Below are 21,789 nucleotides of genomic sequence, written 5' to 3' on the forward strand. Positions count from 1 at the left end.
CATGTACGACCTGCCCCAGGAAATTCTCGTCGAGGCCGACGGCCCGCTCCGGATCATCACGTTGAACCGGCCCGACGCCCTCAATGCCGTCAACGACGACCTGCACACCGGCCTGGCTCGGCTGTGGCCGCGCCTGAGCGACGACCGGGACGCCCGCGTCGCGGTGCTCACCGGTGCGGGGACGGCGTTCTCGGCGGGCGGCGATTTCGCCTATCTCGCCGAGCTGGGACGCGATGCGGCGTTGCGGGCCAAGACGATCGCGCACGGCCGGGACATCGTGCTCGGCATGGCGCGGTGCCGGGTGCCGGTGGTGGCGGCGGTCAACGGTCCGGCGGTCGGCCTGGGCTGCAGCCTGGTCGCGCTCAGCGATATCGCCTATCTCGCCGAGACCGCCTACCTCAAGGACCCGCACGTTCAGGTGGGTCTGGTGGCGGCCGACGGCGGGCCGCTGACCTGGCCGCTGCACACCAGCCTGCTGCTGGCCAAGGAGTACGCGCTCACCGGCGCGAAGATCAGCGCGCAACGGGCGCGGGAGATGGGGCTGGCCAACCATGTGGTCGCCGATCCGGTGAGCGAGGCGCTGGCGTGCGCCAAGCGCATGCTCGAACTGCCCCGCCAGGCGGTGGAGAGCACCAAGCGCCTGCTGAACCTGCATCTCGAGCGCGCGGTGCTGGCGACCCTGGACTACGCGACGACCGCCGAGGACCTGTCGTTCCAGACCGAGGATTTCCGCGCCGTGATCACCAGGCTCACCGCGGGCCGGTGACGCGCGGCCGGTGTCGCGGGGCGCCCCGCCGTGCCCCGCGTTCACCTCTCACCTGGGCGGAAAGCGCAGAGCGCCGTCGAGGCGGATGACTTCCCCGTTGAGGTAATCGTTTTCGATGATGGCGGTGGCCAGCTGGGCGTACTCCGCGGAGCGGCCCATGCGCTTGGGGAAGGGCACCTGCGGGGCCCAGTACTGTTCCAGCTTGTCGGCGGCCTGGCCGTAGGCGGGGGTGTTGACGGTGCCGGGTGCGATCGTCACCACGCGGATGCCCAGCGGCGACAGGTCGCGGGCGGCCACCAGGGTCATGCCGACCACGCCGCCCTTGGCCGCGGCGTAGGGGAGCTGACCGACCTGGCCCTCGAACGCCGCGATCGAGGCGGTGTTGACGATGACGCCGCGAGCGCCCTCGTCCTGCGGTTCGGTCTTGGCGATCGCGGCCGCCGACAGGCGCAGGACGTTGAACACGGCGGTCAGATAGAACTCGATCGTGGTGCGGAAGCCGTCGAGGGGCAGCGGGGCGCCGTCCTTGCCGACCAGCCGCCCGCCGGTCGCGGGTCCGCCGTGCGTGTCGACCGAAATCCGCAGCGGGCCCAGCGATTCCGCCACCGCGATCGCCTCCCGCACCGAGTCCTCGTCGGTGGCGTCGGTGTGCTGGTAGCGGATGCCGAGCTCGGCCTCGAGCTGTTTGCCCTTGTCGTCGGCGACGTCGGCGACCACCACCCGGGCCCCGGCGGCGTGCAGGCGGCGCACGGTGGCCTCGCCGAGCCCGCCGGTCCCGCCGACGACGAGTGCTGAGGTTCCACTGATCTGCATGTGATATCCAATCTTGCAACTATGACTCTCCTATTGAGAAAATAACATTCTCACCGTTCGAATTGGAGGCCATCGAATGCCCGAAGCCGTGATCGTGTCCGCGGTGCGGACCCCCATCGGTACCGCCCGGAAGGGAACGCTGCGCGACACCAATGCCTTCGACCTGGCCGACCATGTCGTGGGTGCGGCCGCCGAGGGCCTGGACGCCACGCACATCGACGATGTGGTGCTGGGGGAGGGCCGCTACGGCGGCGGGGTGGTGGCGCGGCACGCGGCCGTCACCGCGGGCCTGACCGGCGTCGCGGGCGCGGCGCTGAACCGGCACTGCGCGGCGGGAATGTCCGCGGTGCAGACGGCCGCCGCCGGAATCCGTGCCGGTATGGACGAACTCGTCATCGCGGGCGGGGTGAATTCCGATTCCACCGCGCCCAGGGCGCGGTTCAAGGTGGGTGAGGACGAATGGATCGACCCCTGGGTCTCGCCGAGCCACCCGGATCGCCCCGACGCTCCCGCCATGGACATGTCCATCACCGTCGGCTGGAATGCCGCTGTGCGCGCGGGCCTTTCGCGCGCGGAGCTGGACGCGTGGGCGCTGCGTTCGCACCGCAACGCGATCGCGGCCATCGATGAGGGCCGGTTCAAGGAGGAGATCGTGCCGATCGAGACCCCGCACGGGTTGTTCGATACCGACGAGCATCCCCGCCGCGACACCAACCTGGAGAAGCTGGCCCGGCTGAAGGTGCTGCACCCGGAGATCGAGGGGTTCTCCATCACCGCGGGGAACGCGTGCGGCGCCAACGACGGCGCCGCCGCGCTCGCGGTCGCGAGCGAACGGCTGGGTCTGCCCGCGCTCGCCCACATCCGGTCCTGGGCCTCGGTGGGGGTGGATCCGGCGGAGACCGGGATGGCGCCCATCGAGGCGATCACGAAGGCGGTTGCGCGCGCGGGCATCTCGCTGTCGGCCGTCCGGCTGATCGAGATCAACGAGGCGTTCGCCTCGGTGCCCATCGCCGCCATCCGAGCCCTCGACCTCGATCCGGACATCGTCAACGTGAACGGCAGCGGCTGCTCCCTCGGCCACCCGGTGGCCGCGACCGGCGCACGCATGATCGTCACCCTCGTGCACGAATTGCGCCGCCGCGGAGGAGGTTTCGGCATCGCGGCGATGTGCGCGGGCGGAGGCATGGGCTCGGCGACCGTCATCGAGGTCCCGGCTGCGTGAGCGCCGCGGCGAGTGTCGACGAACTCCTCGACCTGGCGCGGGCGGGGTCGGTTCGGGCGGTGGGGCGGTTGCTGAGCCTGGTCGAGGGGGAGCGGCGGGGGGAGGTGCTGGCTGCCGTCGATCCGGCGCCCGTCCGGGTGATCGGGGTGACCGGCCCGCCGGGGGCGGGGAAGTCGACCACCATCACGGCGCTGGTCCGGGTGTATCGGGAGCGGGGGCTGCGGGTGGCCGTGCTGGCGGTCGATCCGTCGTCGCCGTACAGCGGGGGTGCGCTACTGGGCGATCGAATCCGGATGGCCCAGCACATCGATGACCCCGGCGTACTGATCCGCTCGCTGGCGACCCGGGGGCACCTGGGCGGGCTGTCGGCCGCGGTGCCCGCCGCGATCGGCCTGCTCGCGGCGCTCGGATTCGGCGTGGTGCTGCTGGAGACCGTGGGCGTCGGGCAGTCCGAGATCGAGATCGCCGCCGTCGCCGATCCCACCCTGGTGATCCTCAATCCCGGTGCGGGAGACGCGGTTCAGGCCGCGAAGGCCGGGCTGCTCGAGGTGGCCGACCTGCTGGTGGTGAACAAGGCCGATCGGGAGGGCGCGGAGCAGACCGTGCGTGACCTGCGCGCCGAATCCGGCGTGCCGATTCTCACGCTGATCGCCTCCCGCGGCGAGGGGATCACCGAACTGATCGACGCGATCGAGGCCCATCACCGTGCCGACACCCCGGCCCGGCGGACGGCCCGGGCCCGGGCGCAGATTCTCTCGCTGGCTCAGACCCGGTTACGCACGCACGCCGAGTTGGACCGGCTGGCAACCGCCGTCGCCGAGGGCGAGTGCGACGCCTACCGCGCCGCCGCGGCGCTGGTGCCCCCGGAACGCTGAGCGCGACTCCCCTGCTCGGGGATGCGGACCATGGCCTCCTGGGCGTACGAGGCCACCAGGGTGCCGTCTTCGGTGAGGACGTCGCCGCGGCCGAAGGCGCGGGCGTGCGCCAGCAGGGGGCTGTGCTGGCGCAGGAGCAGCCAGTCGTCGGTGCGGAAGGGGCGGTGGAACCAGAGGGTGTGGGAGGTGACCGCCGAGACGAACGCGGTGCCGTTGCCGGTCTGCGCATAGCCCTCGAGCGGCAGCAGCGCCGTGCCGATCAGCGTGAGATCGGTGGCATAGGCGAGCAGGGCGGGCGCCAGGTCCGGTGCGACGTCCGGTGTGCGCATCCAGAACTCGAATTCCGGTGGTGCGGAACCGAGGTCGTCCAGGTCCACGGTGGCGCGGGTCTCCCACGGCAGCAGGTTCCACTGCACCTTGTGCTCGGCGGACAACAGGGCGGGCACGGGGTCGACGGTCTGCCGGTGCGGCCCGTGCTCCTCGGCGTGCAGCGACACCGACGCGGTCGCCACCACACCGCCGGACTGTTCGGCCACCACCGACACGGTGGCGAACGAGCGCCCGGCGTGGTGGCGGTGCACCCGGTACCGGATCGGTTCGTCCGTGCGTCCCTCGCGCACGAAGACCACGTGCACGGACTTGATCGCCTTGTCGGACACCGCCGTACCCGCCGCGCGCACGACCTGGCCCAGCACCTGGCCGCCGAAGACCCGGTGATAGGGCAGCGACAGGTTCCGGCCCTCGACCGCGGTGTCGGAGCCGCCGGGGGACAGGGTCAGGCAGGTGACAAGGTCATTCCAGAGTTCGGACATGCCTCGAGTGTAACTATGTTCTCGGTTTAGAGAATATAATTCTCGGTCAGGAGGCCGCGAACCCGTGCGCGCAGAACTCCCAGGTCTCGGCGGCGGTGATGGGGTGTGCGGACTCCTCGCCCGCGGCCCCGGCGGACTGCGCGATGAACATGACGGTCTGCATGAGCATGGCCGCCGACCGGCGCGAGTTGATCTCCGGACGCAGCTCCCCGGTCTCCTTGGCCAGGTCCATCAGCTCGGTGAACAGGGTCAGCAGCGGCACGTGGGCGATCTTGACGTGCCGGGGATGCGACATCAGCAGCTGCGGTGCGAAATCGGTGAACAGCGGGCGCCGGGCCGCCGGATCCGGCCGGCACAGCTCGAACAGCAACTCGACGGCCACCCGCAGCTTGTCCAGCGGACCGTGCTGTCCGTCGGCGGTGGCGCGCAGCTGATCGGCGGTGCGGCTCAGGGCATCCTCGAACAGCGCCAGCAGCAGCTCGTGCTTGCCGTCGAACTGCATGTAGAAGCTGCGCAGCGACTGCCGCGAGCGGTCCACGACCTCCTGCACGGTGAAGTCCGTGGTGCCCTTTTCGGTGATGATCGCCTGGGCGGCGTCGAGGAACCGCTGCACGCGCTGCTCGGCGCGCAGCTTCGCGGTTCGCAGCGAGCGTTCGACGGCGCGCTGCTTCCAGGCGGGCTTCTCGCTCGACGTGGTCACCGGTGCCTCGGTCCTCGGTCATATGGAGAGAACATGAATGCACTGTACCGGAGAATGATAGTTACATTATTCGAACTTGGGGTTCCAATCTCGATCTGGGAGATTTAGCCTTACGTTGATGAGAATGATATTCTCGCAGGCGCACCGGGGGCGCAGGTGTCCGGTTCGGAGCTGAGGAGTCGACGTGTACATCCGCTACGAGGTTGCCGATCGGATCGCGACCATCACCCTGGATCGGCCCGAGGCGGCCAACGCGCAGAACCGGGAACTGCTGGACGAACTCGATGCCGCGTGGGTCCGGGCGGGGGACGACGAGCAGGTGTCGGTCATCGTGCTGCGCGCGGAGGGGAAGCACTTCTCGGCCGGGCACGACCTGCGGTCCGGTGGCGGTCAGCAGGTGGACAAGATCACCCTGGAGCTGATCTACGGCAGCGAGGCGCGCCGCTACCTGGAGTACTCGCTGCGCTGGCGCAACATTCCCAAACCGTCCATCGCGGCGGTGCAGGGCCGGTGCATCGCGGGCGGCCTGCTGCTGTGCTGGCCGTGTGACCTCATCGTCGCCGCCGACGACGCGAAGTTCTCCGATCCGGTGGTGCTGATGGGCATCGGCGGGGTCGAATATCACGGGCACACATGGGAACTCGGGCCGCGCAAGGCGAAGGAGATCCTGTTCACCGGGCGGTCGGTGTCGGCCGAGGAGGCTCGGCAGGTCGGCATGGTGAATCAGGTGGTGCCGCGCGCCGACCTCGACGCGCAGACCCGGGCGCTCGCCGAGCGGATCGCCACGATGCCCCCGTTCGGGTTGCGACAGGCCAAGCGCGCGGTCAACCAGACGCTGGATGTGCAGGGCTTCTACGCCGCGATCCAGTCGGTGTTCGACGTCCATCAGACCGGTCACGGCAACGCGCTCAGCGTGAGCGGCTATCCGATCCTGGCGCAGCTGGACGAGATGAAGTCGGAGTCGAAGGCCTGACGCGGATCGCGCGCGGTGCCAGCACAGTTCTCACACCGAAACGAGGAAGTTTCATGCGCAACTCCATCCTGAGCCGGATCGCTGTCTGTTGCGGTTCGGCGATTGTCGCCGTCGGCGTGGTCGCCGGATGCGGATCCGATGACGAATCCCCCAGCCCCGCATCGACATCCGCATCCGCGGCCGCCGGAACCGCTGCCGCCCAGGCGGATCCGGCGACCACCAAGGCGGTCACCGAGGTGTACACGGCATTCTTCAATGGCGCTACGCCGCCGCAGCAGAAGGCCGCGGTGGTGCAGAACGGTGAGGTCTTCCGCCCGATCCTCGAGGCGCAGGCGGCCAATCCGCAGGCGCAGGGCACGTCGGTGACCGTCGCCGCCGTCGAGCCGACCGACCCCGACCATGCCGACGTCACCTACACGCTGTCGGTCGGCGGCACCCCGATGCTGCCGGACCAGACCGGCCAGGCCGTCCGGGAGAACGGCCAGTGGAAGGTCGCCACCTCCACGTTCTGTGCCCTGCTGGCCATCCAGGGCGGCACCTCCCCGGCCTGCTGACGGCCGCTCGGCGAGTCACCGAATCTCGGTGTAGCGCACGATGAGTGACTCCGGCCCGCGTAGGTTGACGTGTGGCCGGTACGGCGGTGGGTCCTGTACCCCGATCGGGTCCGTGACTCGTTCGGCGAAGCGCCGGAACGCAATACGCCCCTCCAGGCGGGCCAATGGTGCGCCGAGGCAGAAGTGCGGCCCGCCGCCGAAGGCGAGGTGGCGGGAGTCCCGGCGGTGGGGATCGAACAGGTCCGGTGCGGTGAACGCCGACGGGTCGCGCTGGGCGGCGGCCAGTAGAAGGTTGACCATGGCACCCTCGGGGACGGTATGGCCGCACAATGCGGTGTCCTGCTTCAGGATTCGTGCGGTCAACTGCACCGGTGGGTCGTAGCGCAGGGTCTCCTCCACCACCGCGGGGGCCAGTTCGGGATGCTCGCGCAGTTCGGTGAGCAGCCGGGGCGTGCGCAGCAGCGCGAGAATGCCGTTGGCGATGAGATTCACCGTGGTTTCGTGCCCGGCGACGAGCAGCAGCACCACCGTGGAGACCAATTCGTCGTGGCTGAGCGCGTCCGCGTCGTGCTGCGCGGCCGACAGTTCGGAGATGAGGTCGTCGCCGGGGCTGCGGCGCCGGGTCGCGATCAGGTCGCGGATGTAGCGGTGCATGTCGGTGAGTGCGCACAGCCAGTCCGGCGGACCGTCGGATCGCGCCGGCTCCGTGTCGAATCCGTCGATGAGCCGGATGAGACGTTCCGACCAGCCGCGGAACAGGGGCTCGTCGTCGACCGGGACACCGAGCATGCGGCAGATCATCGTGATCGGCAGCGGGCGGGCCAGGTCCGCCACCACGTCCATGGTCGTCGCGCCGCGCCCGGCCACGGCGTCGAGCAGGTCATCGGTGAGTTCGGCGATATCGGCCTCGAGCCGCCGTACACGCTGCGCGGTGAAGGATGCGGAGACCAGTCGGCGCAGGCGCGTGTGGTCCGGCGGATCCAGGGACAGGAACCAGGGCCGCAGGACCGAGGGTGGTGCGTCCGGCGGCAGCATCTGTTCGATCCATGCCCGGTCCGCGGTCCCGCGCTCGGCGCTCAGCCGCGGATCACGCAGCAGCGCCTCGCAATCGGAGAATCCGGGGACGATGAAGGCGGACAGTGGCTCCAGCCAGGTCGGCCCGGCCCGGTGGATGCGGGCGTAGAGGGGGTAGGGGTCGTGCCGGTTCGCCGGGTCGAGCAGTTCGCCCAGGGCGTCGGCCACGGCATCGGTGCTGCTGATTTCCATGCGCCGAGCATTGCCGTTGAACCGAACTTCAAGTCAAGCTCCGCATGGTCTCGAGATGGCGCTGGATCAGCTCCTGAAAGACCGGGCACTCCGCGAAGGATGGTCTGGGACATTCCAATCCGTGCCGGATGATCTCCTTGGCCTGCTGGGCGGACGCGATCTGCTCGTCGAGTTCGGCCAGCTTCGGTTCGGCCAGTTCTCGCCATTCCGGGCGGGGCGTTCCGGTGCCGATATCCATCAGGCGGGCCGTCTCGGCGAGGGTGAACCCAGCCCGCTTCGCCAGGTCGATCAGTGCCAGGCGGGACAGGATGTCGGGCGCGTAGATCCGCTTTCCGGCGCTGCGGGCCAGGGGCTGGATCAGCCCTTCCCGCTCGTAGAAGCGCAGGGTGGAGGTCGGCAGGTTCGTGGCCGCCGCGACCTCGCTGATCGTCAGGTGCTGCTGGCGAGCGGACATGACACGAGAGTACGGGGCCGCCTCGTCGATCCGGGGTGCTAGAGCTGGGCCAGGCGCGGGGCCGTGCGGTTCGTTCGGATGTAGGCACCGGCCTCGCGGATCAGTTCCCTTGTGCTGCCGAGTAATCCGTCGAGTACGAGCGTGCGGCGGACGTGGCGGTGCAGGTCGTGTTCGGCGGTGAAGCCGATACCGCCCAGCACCTGCTGGCAGTGCCGCGCGGCGGTGAGCGCCCCGTGGCCCGCGGCGGCCTTGGCGAGGAGGGCTCCGAGTTCGCCGTCGGCGGTCCGCAGTGCCGCTTCGGCGCCCTCCAGCGCGACCAGGGTTTCGGCCAGGCGGTGGCGAACCGCCTGGAACGAGGCCAGGGCACGGCCGAACTGCTTGCGCTCCAAGGCATGTCGGCGAGCCAGCGCCAGCATGGCGTGCCCGGTGCCGAGCAGCCACCAGCCGAGCGCCCGGCGTCCGGCGGCCAGCGCGGCGTCCGGGAGTTCGGTCCCGGACGCGACCGTCCGCAACGGCAGCTCCTCGTCCACCGCCGCACCGGAGCCACCCTCGCGATCCCAAACCACCCAGGCCCCTCCGGCGAACGGGAGCGGAACCGGGCCCGGCTGCGAGTGATGTACCGACCGCCGGACGTCGTCGGGAACCGGGCCCGGCTGCGCATCACTCCCGACCACATCGACGAGAACCGCAGCGTGGGAACCGGTCTCGCCGAGCAATCGGAACACCAGCGGCACCGCGACATCGGGCACCTCGGCCAGCAGCTCCGGCCAGCCCAGCTCGATCAGTGCCGCGTCCAGTTCCGGCCCGGCGGCCGCGGACATCGCCTTGCGCAGCGCCCCGGCCAACAGCTCCACCTCCGCCCCATCCAGCTCGGCCACGGTCACTCCTTTCCGAGGTCCAGGAGGCGGCGGGCGATGATGTTGCGCTGGATCTCGGCGGTGCCGCCGTAGATCGTGGCCGCCCGGGAGTAGAGGTACTCGGTGCGCCAGTGCGGATCGGTGAATTCGACTGCGCCGGGGAGCAAGTCGCGCGCGGTGTCGAACAGTTGCTGCTCGGCCGTGGCCAGCAGCACCTTGTCGATCGAGGTCTCCGCGCCGAGCCGGGCGCCGTCGGCCAGCCGCTGCTGGGTCGCGCGGGAGCGGCAGCGGACGGTGTGCAGCGCCAGGTAGGCGGCGCCGAGGGCGGCATCGTCGGTGATCGCGGTCTGCTCGAGCACCTGGTCCAGCCGGGTGAACAGGTACGCGATCCGGTGCCAGAAGCAGGTGGAGCGCTCGTAGGGCAGCAGATCCATCGCCACCCGCCAGCCGTCGCCCGGAGTGCCGAGCATGCGGTCGCCCGGCACCGCCACATCGTCGAAGAACACCTCGGCGAACTCGTCCACGCCGTGCATGGTGCGCAAGGGCCGCACCGTGATTCCCGGTGTGTCCATATCGACGAAGAAGGCGGTGATGCCGTCGTGCCCGGCTCCCGTCCGGGTGAGCAGCACGCAACGCGCCGCGTACTGGGCGAGGCTCGTCCACACCTTCTGCCCGCTGACGATCCAGTCGTCGCCGCGCGGAATCGCCTTGGTGCTCAGCGACGCCAGGTCGCTGCCCGAACCGGGCTCGGAGAATCCCTGGCACCACTGCTCGCGCCCGGACAGCAGCAGCGGCACCGTCGCGGACGCCAATTCCGGTCGCGCATAGGAGATCATCGTCGGCGCGAGGACCTCGATCATCGAGTAGATGCCGGGTTCGGCCAGATCGCGCGAGGCCACCTCCTCACCGAGCACGGCGCGCAGCGCCGCGGGGCCGCCGAGCCCGTTCACCTCGGCGGGCCAGCCGTAGCGCATCCAGTCCGCGTCGTACAGTGCGCGCCGCACCCGCGACAGCTGCGCGACCTGCCCGTCCAGCGACTGGTCCAGGCCGGGCGTCAGGTCGTTGGCATCCAGCCAGGCGCGCAGGCCCGACCGGAACCGGCCGACCTGCTCGTCCACCGGCGGCACCGGTCACACCACCGGCTCGCGGACCAGATCGAGGTAGGCCGCACCGGAATCCGGGACGCGCGGCTGCTTCCACACCTCGACCGGGAACGACACCATCACCAGCGACTGCAGCAGGTGGAACAGGTTGCGTACCTCGTCGGGCAGGTCGTTCCAGTCGTACTTGTCGCAGTAGTCCAGCGCCGCCTGCAGCCGGGGGAACACCGTGTCGTAGAGCTGCTGCATCTGTGCCATCGAGGACTCGAGCCGCTTGCGGTAGCGCTCCGGCTCGGTGGGCAGGATCCAGTCCGAGAACGGCTCGAAATCGGCGAATTCGGCTGGGAGCCGCGGTGTTTCGGTCTCAGCGTCCGTTGCCATTGCGGTACTCCTTCACGATCCTCTGGGCGGTCTTGTGCAGGTGGCGGAGCAGGATTTCCTGGTCGTTGAGCGGGAATTCGGTGATCTCGCGGGTCGCGACCATGGTCTGGGTCGCCTCCAGGGTGTTCGCGTCCTGCAACGCGTACTCCTTGAAGGTGACCGCCGCCAGCTCCTGCGCCAGCCGCTCGCGGGCGTTGGTCGCGGGGACGAAGTACAGGCTCGCCTCGAAGATGTGCCGGTCGACGGCGGTCGGCCAGTAGTGGTAGGTGAGGAACCAGCCCGGCGCCCAGAACAGCAGCGAGAAGTTCGGGAAGAACTCGAATTCGTCGACGCCCCAGGCGCGGTGCTTGGCCGGGTTGATGCCCTCGGGCAGCGGGTCCAGCCCCTCGATATCGGGCCGGTCCCACGGGCCGAACAGCCCGCTGCGCAGCACCCGCTCGATCGGCTTGACCATGTTCGGGTCCTTGGGCGGGGCCATCCCGCCCCACGACGACACCATCGAGTGCGGCGCGGCGATCTCGTAGTGCAGCGCCTCGTAGCCGACGTTGGCCAGCTTGTCGGCCTCGTCCTTGACCGCCTGCTTCATGTGCAGGATCGGGGCGTGGTAGAACTCGGCGAAGGCGTCGATGAACAGCTTCCAGTTGCTGCCGATCTCGGCGCGGTAGCTGAACACCTCGGTCATCCGGTCGAACGGGTAGCCCTCGAGCGACTTGGCGAACGGGCCCAGGTACTCGGTGAGGGGTTTGGCGTTCGGGTCGAGGTTGACGAAGATGAAGCCCTCCCACACCTCGCAGCGCACGGGCTTGAGGCCGAACTTGCTCGCGTCCAGGTCGAAGAACTCCTTCTCCTGCTGGACGAAGGTCAGCTCACCGTCGAGGCTGTAGCGCCAGGCGTGGTACTTGCAGGTGAACTGGCGGCAGGTACCCGCGGTCTCCTCGCCCGGATAGTCGTCCCACACCAGCTTGTTGCCGCGGTGCCGGCAGATGTTGTGGAACGCCCGCACCACGCCCTTGGTGTCCTTGACGATGATCAGCGAGGTGCCGACGCAGGCCAGCTCCTTGGTGAAGTAGCTGCCGGTCTTGGGTAACCGGTTGACCCGGCCGACGTTGAGCCAGCTCTTGCGGAAGATCGCCTGGCGTTCGTCCTCGTAGAAGGCGGGATCGATCGAGTCGGTGTAGTCGACCGGCTCGGTGCCCAGCTCGGGATAGTTCTGCGTCCAGCTCCCCGCCGCTGGTTTGGTGAAGTGTGCCAAGGGATTGCCTTTCGTAGTCCGGCGGCTGCGCGCGAGGTGACGGGCACCGGGGCCGACGGGCCGCACCGCCTGCGAGAATACCATTCTCACATTTCAACTATCAGATTTCCATGCCACCGGGGTGGTGTCAACGCTCCGGTCGGCCGACGACGTCGTGAGTTGGGCGCCGCGCCGCCGATGAGCATGCGTAGATCATGCTCTCCAGAACGCATACATTGATTATCCAATTCTGAGAAGATAGTTTCCATAGGGCCGCGGCGCGACGGCCACGACCGGCATCGCCCGCACGGCTCACGGAGGAGGAACCACGGTGAAACGGCACCGCATAGTTGTTGCCCTGCTGGCGGTCGCGCTGCTGGTGACCGCCGGCTGCGGTCGTGAGGGTGGCACCCGCGAAACCCCGGAGGGTGCGGGCCCCGCCGCGACGGGCGACTTCGGCACCCTGTCCGGGGTCTGTGGTCCGGGGAGCGCGAAAAGCGCCTCCGCGCAGGGCGTTACGGCCTCCGAGATCGAGATCGGCATGTTCTCCGATATCGGCTTCACGAAGAACCCGGACTTCGTCGACGCGGGGAAGGTGTTCACCTCCTGGTGCAACGCGGCGGGCGGGATCAACGGCCGCAAGCTGGTGACCAACCTGCGCGACACCAAGCTGATGGAGGTCCGTCAGCGCATGCTGGACGCGTGCCGCGAGGACTTCTTCCTGGTCGGTGGCAGCGCGGCGCTGGACGGGCTGGGGGTGAAGGACCGGCTGTCGTGTCTGCTGCCGGAGTTCCCCGCGCAGGTCAGCCAGACCGCCAACACCGGATCGGACCTGCAGCTGGGCGCCGGATCCTCGGCCGCGGAGCCGGTGAATCCGTACAGCGGTTTCCAGGAGTGGTTGATCAGGGAGGCATACCCGGGTTCGGCCGGTGCGGTCGGGATGATCAACGGCGACTCACCCATCACCAAGGTCATGGGCGAGAAGCTGAGCGAATCCCTCACGGCGGCGGGCGCGAAGATCGTCTACAACGAGCTGTACCCGATCGCGGGCGTCTCGGACTGGACTCCCTACGCGCAGGCGATCAAGGCCAACAATGTCAAGGGTCTCATCTTCTTCGGCGACTTCCGCTACCTGGCGAAGCTGGAGGACGTGCTCACCAGCATGAACTACAAGCTGGACTGGATCGACGCGAACGCCAACTCCTACAACGGGATGTTCCTCGACGCGGTGAAGAGTTCGCTGGCTTCGCAGAACAACGTGCTAGACATGAGCGGCACCGCGCCGCTCGACGCGGCCGCGCAGGTCCCCGCGATACAGCAGCTGAAGGACCTGTTCGAGCAGTATGCCCCGGACGGTGACATCACCTTCCAGGTGCTGCGCGCCTTTCAGTCCTGGCTGCTGTTCGCCAAGTCCGCGAGCAGCTGCGGCGACGATCTCACGCGCTCCTGCGTTTTCAATGCCGCGAGCAAGGAGACGGCGTGGACCGGTGGCGGCCTGCAGGCGCCCGTCGATCTGTCCCGGCCGCTGTCGGAACAGACCCGCTGCTTCAATGTGCAGAAGGCGACCCCGGACGGCTGGGAGGCCGCCGATTTCAAGCCGAACAACGGCGTATTCCGTTGCGGCTACACCGCTTACAGGTACACGCGCGACTTCGGCAAGCCCACCACCCTGGCCGATGTCGGCAAGAGCATGAGCGATCTGAAGTGACGGGGTAGTCCCACTGATGGAGCAGTTCCTCGCATTCGGGATCGTCGGTCTCAGCACCGCGGCGATCTATGCCGTCATCGGCAGCGGGCTGGTGCTCACCTACACCACGACCGGAGTGTTCAACTTCGCGCACGGTGCGGCGGGCATGATCTCGGCATTCGTGTACTGGCAGTTGACCGTCGGCTGGGACTGGCCGGTGCCGATGGCGATCGTCGCGGTGCTGCTGGTGTTCGCGCCGCTGTTCGGCCTGGTATTCGGCAAGGCGCTGGCGCCGACGCAGGGACTCGGTGACGCCGAGAAGCTGGTGATGACCATCGCGCTGCTCAGCGGCCTGATCGTGCTGGCGCGGTGGATCTGGGACCCCAACGAATCACGGTCGCTGACACGGTTCTTCGCGGATCGGCCGTCGATCGATGTCGGTCCGGTCACGATCACCTGGCATCAGGCGCTCACCATGGCCGTCGCCGTCGCGGTCGCCGTCGGCCTGCGAATTCTGCTGTACCGCACCAGAACCGGCGCCGAGATGCGGGCGACCGTGGACGATCGCGCCCTGGCGGGGCTGACCGGCGCGGATCCGCGGCGGGCCAACAGGATCGCCTGGATCCTGGGCATCGAGCTGGCCGCGATCGGTGGCATCCTCATCGCACCGACCGTGGCGCTGGACGCCGCGCAGCTGTCGCTGCTGATCGTGAGCGCCTACACCGCGGCCATCTTCGGCCGGCTGCGGAACCTGCCGATGACCTTCGCGGGCGCGGTGGTGGTCGGGCTGCTGGAGAGCTACCTCACCGGGTACCTCCCGCAGAACGAGTACCTGCCGGGTCTGCGGCTGGCGGCGCCCGCGCTGCTGTTGTTCGTGGCGCTGCTGGTATTTCCGCACGGGCGGCTGCGCGGCCGGGACCGGACGCTGAAATCGGTTCCGCTGCCGTCGGTCAACGGCTCGGTGGCCTTCGCCGCCGCGGTCGTGGTGCTCGGCCTCATGCTCGCCACCATGCTCGGCGAGGCCGATCTGATCACCTACGGCGCGATGTTCGCCTGGGGCATGATCGCGCTGTCCTACGTGCCGCTGCTCGGGTTCGCCGGGCAGATCTCGCTGTGCCAGCTCAGCCTGGCCGGGATCGGGGCGGTGGCCTACGCGCATCTTGGGCCCGACGGTCAATGGTGGGCCCTGCTCGCGGCCATGGGCATCGCCGGGATCGTCGGCGCGGTGATCGCCGTTCCGGCGCTGCGGCTTTCGGGGGTGTACATGGCGCTGGCGACGGCGGCCTTCGCCGTGGTGCTGGATCGGTGGATCTTCACGCTGCCGTCGTTCGAACTGCTCGGGGTGCGGGTCGCGCTGTTCGACCAGGGTTCCATATCCCTGGCCGGGCCCCGGCTGTTCGGGCTGGCCCTGGACTCCACCGCCGAGGTGACCGTCTTCGCCGCGGTGTGCCTGGCGGTGGTGGGGCTGGCCGTTGCGGCGTTGCGGCGCAGCAGGTTCGGGCGGCGCCTGATCGCGCTGCGCGACAGCGAAGCCGCCTATGCCACCCTCGGCGGCAGCCTGATCGCGGCGCGGGTGCTGGTCTTCGCCCTGGCGGCCGCCATCGCGGGGCTGGGCGGGGCGCTGTACGGGATGCAGCTGCGGGCCGTGGCGCCGGAGCAGTTCAATCTGGTTGCCGGGCTGCCGATCTTCCTGATCGTGACCATCGCCGGGCTCGGCGCGGTCGGTGCGGGCATGTTCACCGGACTGGTATTCGCGGGTCCGCTCAACGTGATTCCCGTGCTGTGGCCCGGGCTGCAGAACCTGGCGCAGGTGCTGCCGTCGCTGGGCGGCATCGCGTTCGGCGGCGGCGTGCTGCGGGAGGGGGCGATCGCGCCGATGCGCAGCGAGTGGTTCCCGATGTTGCGGGATCGGATCGTGACGCCGGTGCTCGTGCTGGCGATACTCGGACTGTGGGGGCTGCGCGTGCTCGACGCCATCGATGGGTGGCAGTTCACCTTCGGTGCGGTGGTAGCCGTCGTGGCAGGCCGCATCTGGCACGGTGCGCGGACGCGGTCGGGACCGGCCGACGTGCCCGTGGAGTGGTGGGGGATCACGCGCCCGTGGACCGCGAAGGACGGGGAGGTGCTCGACCGTGCCGTCGCTACTGGAAGTTGACGATGTCTCCGTCGTCTTCGGCGGCAACCGGGCGCTCGACGGCGCCGGGTTGCGGGCCGAACGCGGGGCCGTGACCGGGCTGATCGGGCCCAACGGCGCCGGTAAGAGCACGCTGTTCGATGTCGTCTGCGGGCTGCGCAGGCCGACCGGCGGGCGGGTGGCGATCGACGGCCGCGACGTCACCCGGTTCGGCCCGGCGCGCCGGGCCCCGCGCGGGCGGGCGCGCCCCGTCCAGCGCCGGGGGCGGGGGGGGGGGGGGGCTAGCGCCGGCCGCGCCGTCACCCGGTGCGGCCCGGCGCGCCGGGCCCGGCACGGGCTGGCCCGCACCTTCCAGCGCCTGGAACTGTTCGGGCGCTTGACCGTTCGCGACAACCTGCTGGTGGCCGCGGAGCTGGGCGGGAATCGGCGGCAGGCGGCGGGGATCGTCACCGGCATCATCGATCGGCTCGGCCTGCACGAGGTGGCCGACACCTCCGCCGACGCGCTGCCGACCGGCACCGCGCGCCTGGTGGAGGTGGGTCGCGCGATCGCGGCACGCCCCAGCCTGATCCTGCTCGACGAACCGGCCGCGGGCCAGAACCACAGCGAGACGGCACTGTTCGGTGACCTGCTGCGCTCGCTGGCCGCCGACGGCACCGCGGTACTGCTGGTCGAACACGATATGGGCCTGGTGATGAACGTCTGCGACGAGGTGTACGTGCTCGACCTCGGCAAAGTGATCGCCTCGGGTCCGCCCGCGGTCATCCGCGAGGACCAGGTCGTGCGGGCGGCGTACCTGGGGGACATATGACCGACCGGAGGGAGCGGCGTGAGCGTGCGTGACATACCCGAAACCGTCACGGCGGCAGCCGACGTGGCGGCGCCCGGCCTGCTGGCCCTGCGTGCGGTGCGGGCGGGATACGGTGGGATCACCGTGCTGCACGGTGTGGATCTGGAGGTCGGGGCGGGGCAGGTGGTGGCGCTGCTGGGGCCCAACGGGGCGGGCAAGACCACCGCGCTGAAGGTCGTTGCGGGCGTGCATCCGGTGACCTCCGGGCGGCTGGTGCTGGGCGGGCGGGATGTGACCGGTGCCGACCCGCGCGATCTGGCCCGGGCGGGGGTGTGCCTGATTCCGGAGGGGCGCGGGGTGTTTCCGAATCTCACCGTGCGCGACAACCTGCTGATGATGACGTTCACCGGACGGTCGCGGGCGGAGATCGAGGAGCGTGCGTTCGGCCGGTTTCCCGTGCTGGGCAAGCGTTCCGGTCAGATCGCGGGCACCCTGTCCGGCGGCGAACAGCAGATGCTGGCACTGGCCCGCGGGCTGGCCACCGACCCGGCCGTGCTGCTGCTGGACGAGCTGTCGATGGGCCTGGCGCCCTTGGTCGTCGGGCAGCTCTATGACGAGGTGGCCGAGATCGCCCGCCAGGGGGTCGCGGTGCTGGTGGTCGAGCAGTTCGCCGCGGCGGTCCTCGATATCGCCGACCGCGCGGCGGTGCTGGTGCGCGGCCAGGTCCGGCGCGACGGCAGTCCGGACGGAATCCGCGACGAATTGGCAGCCCTCTACCTAGGAAGTTCGACATGAGTGAAACCCGCGCGGAGCGGTTCGTCCGCGAATTGCAGGAGTTGAAGATCCCCGATCCGGCGGCCGGGCGTTCGGCGCTGTGGCTGCGGCTCGGGGTGGCGCTGATGGTGGCCGGGCCCGTGGTGGCCGTGCTGGCGTATTTCCTGGCGCACGGCACCACCGACCCGCTGGCCCAGCGCGACGCCATCACGCTCGCCCTCGGCGGGGTCGCGGTGAGCGTGGTGGGATCGGCGCTGTTCCTGCGCTATTCGCTGACCAACTTCCTGCGGTTCTGGCTGGCACGGCAGTCCCACGACCTGGACGAGCTCGGAAATCGGGTGGTGGGCAGCGAGATTCGGCTGGACGGTGTCGGTTCGACGCCGTGAGCCGGGGAGAGGGAGGTGTGCAGGTGTCCGAGGACACGAATGCCGAAGGCATGAACTTCGACCTGTCGGAGGATCAGCAGCTGATCCGCGCGTCGGTGGCCGAGCTGTGCCGCAAGTTCGACGACCACTACTGGATGGAGAAGGATCGCGCGCACGAATTTCCGTCCGAGTTCTACCAGGCCATCGCCGACGGCGGCTGGCTGGGCCTGACCATTCCCGAGGAGTACGGCGGTCACGGCCTGGGGATCACCGAGGCCACCCTGCTGGCCGAGGAGGTCTCCCGCTCCGGCGGCGGCATGAACGCCGCCAGTTCCATCCACATGTCGATCTTCGGCATGCATCCGGTGGTCGTGCACGGGTCCGAGGAGCTCAAGCGGCGCACGCTGCCCCGGGTGGCCACCGGCGATCTGCACGTCTGCTTCGGGGTGACGGAACCCGGTGCGGGACTGGACACTCCGCGCATCAAGACCTTCGCGCGCCGCGACGGCGACCACTACCTCGTGAACGGCCGCAAGGTGTGGATCTCCAAGGCGGTGGAGTCGGAGAAGATCCTGCTGCTGACCCGGACGCAGAGCTACGACGACGTCACCAGGAAGACCGACGGGATGACGCTGTTCCTCACCGATCTCGATCGCGACCACGTCGACATCCGGCCGATCGCCAAGATGGGCCGCAATGCCGTCACCTCCAGCGAGGTGTTCATCGATGATCTGCGAATCCCGGTGCGGGACAGGGTGGGCGAAGAGGGCGAGGGATTCCGGTACCTGCTCGACGGTCTCAATCCGGAGCGGATGCTGATCGCGGCCGAGGCGCTCGGACTCGGCCGCGTCGCGCTGGACCGGGCCGTGCGCTACGCCAAGGAACGCGTGGTCTTCGACCGTCCCATCGGCATGAACCAGGCCATCCAGTTCCCGCTGGCCGACTCGCTGGCCCGCCTGGATGCCGCCGAACTGATGCTGCGCAAGGCGACCTGGCGCTACGACAACGGCAAACCCTGTGGGCGCGAGGCGAATACGGCGAAATACCTGTGCGCCGACGCGGGGTTCACCGCCGCGGACCGTGCGCTGCAGACCCACGGCGGGATGGGGTACTCCGAGGAGTATCACGTCTCGCGCTACTTCCGGGAGGCGCGCGTGATGCGCATCGCCCCGGTCAGCCAGGAAATGATCCTGAACTACCTGGGTTCGCACACCCTGGGATTGCCGAGGAGCTACTGATGGCGAATCAGACACTGTTCGATCTCACCGGCCGGTCGGCCCTGGTCACCAGGGCGGCGGGGGGAATCGGCTCGGCCGTCGCGCAGGCGCTGGCCGCCGCGGGGGCGGCGGTGCTCGTCACCGACCTCGACGGCGCCGCGGCGGCCGCGGTGGCGGAGAAGATCGCCGGAAACGGCGGTACCGCAGCGCATTTCGCGCTGGACGTGACCGATCGTGAGGCGGCGGGTGCCGCCGCCGAACGGGCCGCGGGCCTGGCGGGCGGTGCGCTGCACATCGTGGTGAACAATGCCGGTGTCACCGCGCCCGCGATGTTCGCCGACACCACGGCGGAATCGGTGCGGCGGCTGTTCGACATCCACGCCCTGGGCACCGTCAACTGCACGCAGGCCGCGCTGCCGTTCGTTCCGACCGACGGCACCGGGCGGATCATCAACGTGACCTCCGCCGCCGGGATCGTGGGAACCCTGGGACAGGTGAACTACTCGGCCGCCAAGGCGGCGATCATCGGAATCACCAAATCCCTGGCAAAGGAGTTGGCGCGCAAGAACATTCTGGTCAACGCGCTGGCCCCGCTGGCCGCCACGCCGATGACGGAGACCATCCGCACCAACGAGAAGTTCTCCGAGCAGATGCTCAACCGAATCCTGCTGCGCCGCTGGGCCGAACCGGAGGAGGTCGCGGGCGCGTTCGTCTTCCTGGCCTCCGATGCCGCGTCGTTCATCACCGGGCAGGTGCTGCCGGTGGACGGCGGCACGGTGATCTGATGGCGGGGCCCACCGGGGGACCGCTGGCCGGGATCACGGTCGTCGCCCTGGAGCAGGCGGTGTCCGCGCCCATGTGCACCCGCACCCTGGCCGACTTCGGCGCCCGGGTCGTCAAGGTGGAGAATCCGGTCGGCGGAGACTTCGCCCGCCACTACGACGAGGTCGTGCACGGGCAGGCCGCCCACTTCGTATGGGTGAACCGGGGCAAGGAGTCGGTCGCCCTAGACCTGAAATCCGATGCGGGAGTGGAACTTCTGCACCGGTTGCTCGCGCGCGCCGACGTGCTGGTGTCGAACCTCGCGCCCGGAGCCACCGCGCGTTTGGGCTTGGCGCCCGTCGACCTCGCCGCGCGGTATCCGGACCTGATCGCGGTGGAGATCGACGGATTCGGTGCCGGGGGCCCGCTGTCGCACAAGCGGGCCTACGACCTGCTCGTGCAGGCCGAGTCGGGCGTGTGCGCGGTGACCGGTACCGCCGACGCCCCGGCCAAGCCCGGCCCCCCGGTCGCGGATGTGACCACGGGCCTGTACGCGGCCCTGTCGATCCTGGCCGCGCTGCACGGTCGCACGCAGGGCACACGCCACGGCGGCACCCTCTCGGTGAGCCTGTTCGACACCATGGCCGAGATGATGGGCTACCACCTGACCTACGCCCGGCACGCGGGCGTGGACCAAAAGCCGCTGGGGATGAGTTCCCCCGCCGTCGCGCCCTACGGGGCCTATCCCACCGCCGACGGGCACACGGTCGTGCTCGGCACCACCAACGACCGCGAATGGCAGCGGCTGGCCACCGACATCCTCCGGCGCCCGGATCTCGCTGCCGCCGAACGCTTCCGGACCAACCCCGGCCGGGTCCGGCACCGCGCCGAACTGGACGAGGCGATCGGCGCGTGGTGCGCACGGCACGACCTGGCGGACATTCAGAAGACCGCCGACGACGCCGGGATCGGCAACTCCCGCTACAACCGTCCCAGCGAGGTGCTGGACCACCCGCAGCTGATCGAGCGAAACCGCTGGCGCACCATCGAATCCCCCGGCGGCCCGATCCCCTCCCTCCTGCCACCCGCCGTTCTCGAGGGCTACGACCCACCGATGGGTCCCGTCCCGGCCCTCGGCGCGCACACCGATGCGGTGCTGACCGAGTTCGGCTGCACCCCGGGGGAACTCGCGCAACTTCGCGATACCGGCGTGATAGGGAGCGTCGATGAGAAGTAGGACATTGCGGCGGGGAGAGTGGCGATGACCGGCGGGGACGTGTTGTTGCGTGACGATCGCGACGGGGTGCGGACGCTGACGCTGAATCGGCCGGAACGCAGGAATGCGATCGACGCGGAACTGTGGGCGGCGCTCGCCGAGGAGCTGCGCGGGGTGGCCGCCGATCGTTCGGTGCGTGTCGTGGTGATCACCGGTGCGGGCGGCGCGTTCTGCTCCGGTGCCGATATTTCGGTGCCGGACAACAGCCATCCGATCTATCGGATGCGGGCGCTCACCGATGTCGCGGCGCTGTTGCACGAACTTCCGCAGCCGACCGTCGCGAAGGTCACCGGTGTCGCGGTGGGTGCGGGGTGGAATCTGGCGCTGGGCTGCGATCTCGTGGTCGCGACACCGGAATCGACCTTCGCGCAGATCTTTTCGCGGCGGGGGCTGTCGTTGGATCTGGGTGGCTCCTGGTTGCTGCCCAGGCTGGTGGGGATGCAGCAGGCCAAGCGGCTGGCGCTGCTGGCCGAGACGATCGACGCCGAGCAGGCCAGGGAGCTGGGGCTGGTGACGTGGGTGGCGGCCGCGGACGACATCGACGGATTCGTCACCGATCTGGCTGCGCGCCTGGCGGCCGGACCGCCGGTCGCGCTCGCCCAGACCAAGGCATTGCTGCACGAAGGCGCCGATTCCACACTGCGGGAGGCGCTTTCGGCGGAGGCGCGGGCCCAGGGCCTCAATTTCGCGACCGCGGACGCCCCGGAGGCGTTGGCCGCCATAGCCCCGCCCCCCCGACCCCCCATAACCCGGCGGCGGTCGCGTTCGAGGCCGCCCGAA

Annotated in this window: 23 protein-coding genes; 14 read left to right on the plus strand and 9 right to left on the minus strand. The window is 69.6% G+C overall.

Annotated features, from left to right (window positions below; translation table 11 throughout):
• The first annotated feature begins 1 nt into the window (after position 1).
• Positions 2 to 766 carry an enoyl-CoA hydratase/isomerase family protein gene (locus QH290_RS25015; protein WP_280265553.1) on the plus strand — a complete coding sequence of 255 codons (765 nt, stop codon included), beginning with the start codon at positions 2 to 4 and terminating at the stop codon, positions 764 to 766.
• A 48-nt stretch (positions 767 to 814) separates the two neighbouring features.
• Here QH290_RS25015 and QH290_RS25020 read toward each other — a convergent pair whose 3' ends face one another.
• Entirely contained in the window at positions 815 to 1,579 is a 765-nt protein-coding gene (locus QH290_RS25020) for an SDR family NAD(P)-dependent oxidoreductase (protein ID WP_280265554.1), read from the minus strand.
• Positions 1,580 to 1,655: 76 nt separating this feature from the next.
• On the opposite strand from QH290_RS25020, the gene QH290_RS25025 reads away from it, so the two are divergent.
• Positions 1,656 to 2,801, plus strand: a complete 1,146-nt coding sequence (locus QH290_RS25025) for a thiolase family protein (protein ID WP_280385509.1) — start codon at positions 1,656 to 1,658, stop codon at positions 2,799 to 2,801.
• Complete coding sequence (gene meaB / locus QH290_RS25030) at positions 2,798 to 3,676, plus strand: methylmalonyl Co-A mutase-associated GTPase MeaB (RefSeq protein ID WP_280264710.1); 879 nt, start codon at positions 2,798 to 2,800, stop codon at positions 3,674 to 3,676. The genes QH290_RS25025 and meaB overlap by 4 nt, the downstream gene beginning before the upstream one ends.
• Here meaB and QH290_RS25035 read toward each other — a convergent pair.
• Positions 3,637 to 4,488: an acyl-CoA thioesterase gene (locus QH290_RS25035; protein WP_280385511.1), complete on the minus strand. Its 852-nt coding sequence runs from the start codon at positions 4,486 to 4,488 to the stop codon at positions 3,637 to 3,639. The two genes, meaB and QH290_RS25035, sit on opposite strands and share 40 nt — an antisense overlap.
• Positions 4,489 to 4,534: 46 nt before the next feature.
• Entirely contained in the window at positions 4,535 to 5,188 is a 654-nt protein-coding gene (locus tag QH290_RS25040) for a TetR/AcrR family transcriptional regulator (RefSeq protein ID WP_280264708.1), read from the minus strand.
• A 184-nt stretch (positions 5,189 to 5,372) separates the two neighbouring features.
• Here QH290_RS25040 and QH290_RS25045 point away from each other — a divergent pair, with 184 nt between their 5' ends.
• Together QH290_RS25045 and QH290_RS25050 are read left to right on the plus strand one after the other, a co-directional pair.
• Positions 5,373 to 6,161: an enoyl-CoA hydratase gene (locus QH290_RS25045; RefSeq protein WP_280264707.1), complete on the plus strand. Its 789-nt coding sequence runs from the start codon at positions 5,373 to 5,375 to the stop codon at positions 6,159 to 6,161.
• 53 nt (positions 6,162 to 6,214) lie between these two features.
• Complete coding sequence (locus QH290_RS25050) at positions 6,215 to 6,715, plus strand: MTB12 C-terminal domain-containing protein (RefSeq protein ID WP_280385513.1); 501 nt, start codon at positions 6,215 to 6,217, stop codon at positions 6,713 to 6,715.
• A gap of 15 nt (positions 6,716 to 6,730) precedes the next feature.
• Here QH290_RS25050 and QH290_RS25055 read toward each other — a convergent pair whose 3' ends face one another.
• From QH290_RS25055 to QH290_RS25080, 6 genes are read right to left on the minus strand one after another with little or no spacing between them, the layout of a single operon-like run.
• The gene (locus QH290_RS25055; RefSeq protein ID WP_280385515.1) at positions 6,731 to 7,981 is read right to left on the minus strand and encodes a cytochrome P450; all 1,251 of its coding nucleotides are present in this window, start codon (positions 7,979 to 7,981) and stop codon (positions 6,731 to 6,733) included.
• A 28-nt stretch (positions 7,982 to 8,009) separates the two neighbouring features.
• Positions 8,010 to 8,435 carry a MerR family transcriptional regulator gene (locus QH290_RS25060; protein WP_280264704.1) on the minus strand — a complete coding sequence of 142 codons (426 nt, stop codon included), beginning with the start codon at positions 8,433 to 8,435 and terminating at the stop codon, positions 8,010 to 8,012.
• A gap of 38 nt (positions 8,436 to 8,473) precedes the next feature.
• Complete coding sequence (locus QH290_RS25065; protein ID WP_280385535.1) at positions 8,474 to 9,256, minus strand: acyl-CoA dehydrogenase family protein; 783 nt, start codon at positions 9,254 to 9,256, stop codon at positions 8,474 to 8,476.
• Positions 9,257 to 9,315: 59 nt separating this feature from the next.
• A complete protein-coding gene (locus tag QH290_RS25070; protein WP_280385537.1) occupies positions 9,316 to 10,410 on the minus strand; it encodes an acyl-CoA dehydrogenase family protein in 1,095 nt (364 codons plus the stop codon).
• Positions 10,411 to 10,422: 12 nt separating this feature from the next.
• On the minus strand, positions 10,423 to 10,773 hold the full coding sequence (locus QH290_RS25075) for a hypothetical protein (protein ID WP_280264703.1): 351 nt from the start codon (positions 10,771 to 10,773) through the stop codon (positions 10,423 to 10,425).
• Positions 10,757 to 12,025 carry an aromatic ring-hydroxylating oxygenase subunit alpha gene (locus QH290_RS25080; RefSeq protein WP_280264712.1) on the minus strand — a complete coding sequence of 423 codons (1,269 nt, stop codon included), beginning with the start codon at positions 12,023 to 12,025 and terminating at the stop codon, positions 10,757 to 10,759. Before QH290_RS25080 ends, QH290_RS25075 begins: the two co-directional genes overlap by 17 nt.
• 310 nt (positions 12,026 to 12,335) lie before the next feature.
• On the opposite strand from QH290_RS25080, the gene QH290_RS25085 reads away from it, so the two are divergent.
• The 9 genes from QH290_RS25085 to QH290_RS25125 form a co-directional block, all read left to right on the plus strand.
• Positions 12,336 to 13,712, plus strand: a complete 1,377-nt coding sequence (locus tag QH290_RS25085; protein WP_280385517.1) for an ABC transporter substrate-binding protein — start codon at positions 12,336 to 12,338, stop codon at positions 13,710 to 13,712.
• 16 nt (positions 13,713 to 13,728) lie between these two features.
• Positions 13,729 to 15,846, plus strand: coding sequence for a branched-chain amino acid ABC transporter permease (locus QH290_RS25090; protein WP_280385519.1), 2,118 nt, complete (start codon positions 13,729 to 13,731; stop codon positions 15,844 to 15,846).
• Entirely contained in the window at positions 15,824 to 16,636 is an 813-nt protein-coding gene (locus tag QH290_RS25095) for an ABC transporter ATP-binding protein (protein ID WP_280385521.1), read from the plus strand. Before QH290_RS25090 ends, QH290_RS25095 begins: the two co-directional genes overlap by 23 nt.
• Before the next feature lie 18 nt (positions 16,637 to 16,654).
• Positions 16,655 to 17,410, plus strand: coding sequence for an ABC transporter ATP-binding protein (locus tag QH290_RS25100; RefSeq protein ID WP_280264699.1), 756 nt, complete (start codon positions 16,655 to 16,657; stop codon positions 17,408 to 17,410).
• Positions 17,407 to 17,775, plus strand: a complete 369-nt coding sequence (locus QH290_RS25105; RefSeq protein WP_280385523.1) for a hypothetical protein — start codon at positions 17,407 to 17,409, stop codon at positions 17,773 to 17,775. The genes QH290_RS25100 and QH290_RS25105 overlap by 4 nt, the downstream gene beginning before the upstream one ends.
• 50 nt (positions 17,776 to 17,825) lie before the next feature.
• Positions 17,826 to 18,992, plus strand: a complete 1,167-nt coding sequence (locus tag QH290_RS25110; RefSeq protein ID WP_280264711.1) for an acyl-CoA dehydrogenase family protein — start codon at positions 17,826 to 17,828, stop codon at positions 18,990 to 18,992.
• On the plus strand, positions 18,992 to 19,756 hold the full coding sequence (locus tag QH290_RS25115; protein ID WP_280385525.1) for an SDR family NAD(P)-dependent oxidoreductase: 765 nt from the start codon (positions 18,992 to 18,994) through the stop codon (positions 19,754 to 19,756). The genes QH290_RS25110 and QH290_RS25115 overlap by 1 nt, the downstream gene beginning before the upstream one ends.
• The gene (locus tag QH290_RS25120) at positions 19,756 to 20,970 is read left to right on the plus strand and encodes a CaiB/BaiF CoA transferase family protein (RefSeq protein ID WP_280264696.1); all 1,215 of its coding nucleotides are present in this window, start codon (positions 19,756 to 19,758) and stop codon (positions 20,968 to 20,970) included. The genes QH290_RS25115 and QH290_RS25120 overlap by 1 nt, the downstream gene beginning before the upstream one ends.
• A gap of 24 nt (positions 20,971 to 20,994) precedes the next feature.
• On the plus strand, positions 20,995 to 21,789 hold a 795-nt coding region (locus QH290_RS25125), incomplete at its 3' end, for an enoyl-CoA hydratase/isomerase family protein (protein ID WP_280385527.1).

Source organism: Nocardia wallacei (assembly GCF_029869545.1).
In the GTDB taxonomy this organism is placed as follows: Bacteria; Actinomycetota; Actinomycetes; order Mycobacteriales; family Mycobacteriaceae; genus Nocardia; species Nocardia wallacei_A.

Excerpts from the sequence above, each read along its gene's own strand:
- QH290_RS25015 (WP_280265553.1), top strand. The coding sequence starts at position 2 with ATGTACGACCTGCCCCAGGAAATTCTCGTCGAGGCCGACGGCCCGCTC.
- QH290_RS25055 (WP_280385515.1), bottom strand. The coding sequence starts at position 7,981 with ATGGAAATCAGCAGCACCGATGCCGTGGCCGACGCCCTGGGCGAACTG.
- QH290_RS25025 (WP_280385509.1), top strand. The coding sequence starts at position 1,656 with ATGCCCGAAGCCGTGATCGTGTCCGCGGTGCGGACCCCCATCGGTACC.
- QH290_RS25120 (WP_280264696.1), top strand. The coding sequence starts at position 19,756 with ATGGCGGGGCCCACCGGGGGACCGCTGGCCGGGATCACGGTCGTCGCC.
- QH290_RS25050 (WP_280385513.1), top strand. The coding sequence starts at position 6,215 with ATGCGCAACTCCATCCTGAGCCGGATCGCTGTCTGTTGCGGTTCGGCG.
- QH290_RS25035 (WP_280385511.1), bottom strand. The coding sequence starts at position 4,488 with ATGTCCGAACTCTGGAATGACCTTGTCACCTGCCTGACCCTGTCCCCC.
- QH290_RS25075 (WP_280264703.1), bottom strand. The coding sequence starts at position 10,773 with ATGGCAACGGACGCTGAGACCGAAACACCGCGGCTCCCAGCCGAATTC.
- QH290_RS25105 (WP_280385523.1), top strand. The coding sequence starts at position 17,407 with ATGAGTGAAACCCGCGCGGAGCGGTTCGTCCGCGAATTGCAGGAGTTG.
- QH290_RS25110 (WP_280264711.1), top strand. The coding sequence starts at position 17,826 with ATGAACTTCGACCTGTCGGAGGATCAGCAGCTGATCCGCGCGTCGGTG.
- QH290_RS25060 (WP_280264704.1), bottom strand. The coding sequence starts at position 8,435 with ATGTCCGCTCGCCAGCAGCACCTGACGATCAGCGAGGTCGCGGCGGCC.
- QH290_RS25090 (WP_280385519.1), top strand. The coding sequence starts at position 13,729 with ATGGAGCAGTTCCTCGCATTCGGGATCGTCGGTCTCAGCACCGCGGCG.
- QH290_RS25065 (WP_280385535.1), bottom strand. The coding sequence starts at position 9,256 with ATGTCCGCGGCCGCCGGGCCGGAACTGGACGCGGCACTGATCGAGCTG.
- QH290_RS25115 (WP_280385525.1), top strand. The coding sequence starts at position 18,992 with ATGGCGAATCAGACACTGTTCGATCTCACCGGCCGGTCGGCCCTGGTC.
- QH290_RS25020 (WP_280265554.1), bottom strand. The coding sequence starts at position 1,579 with ATGCAGATCAGTGGAACCTCAGCACTCGTCGTCGGCGGGACCGGCGGG.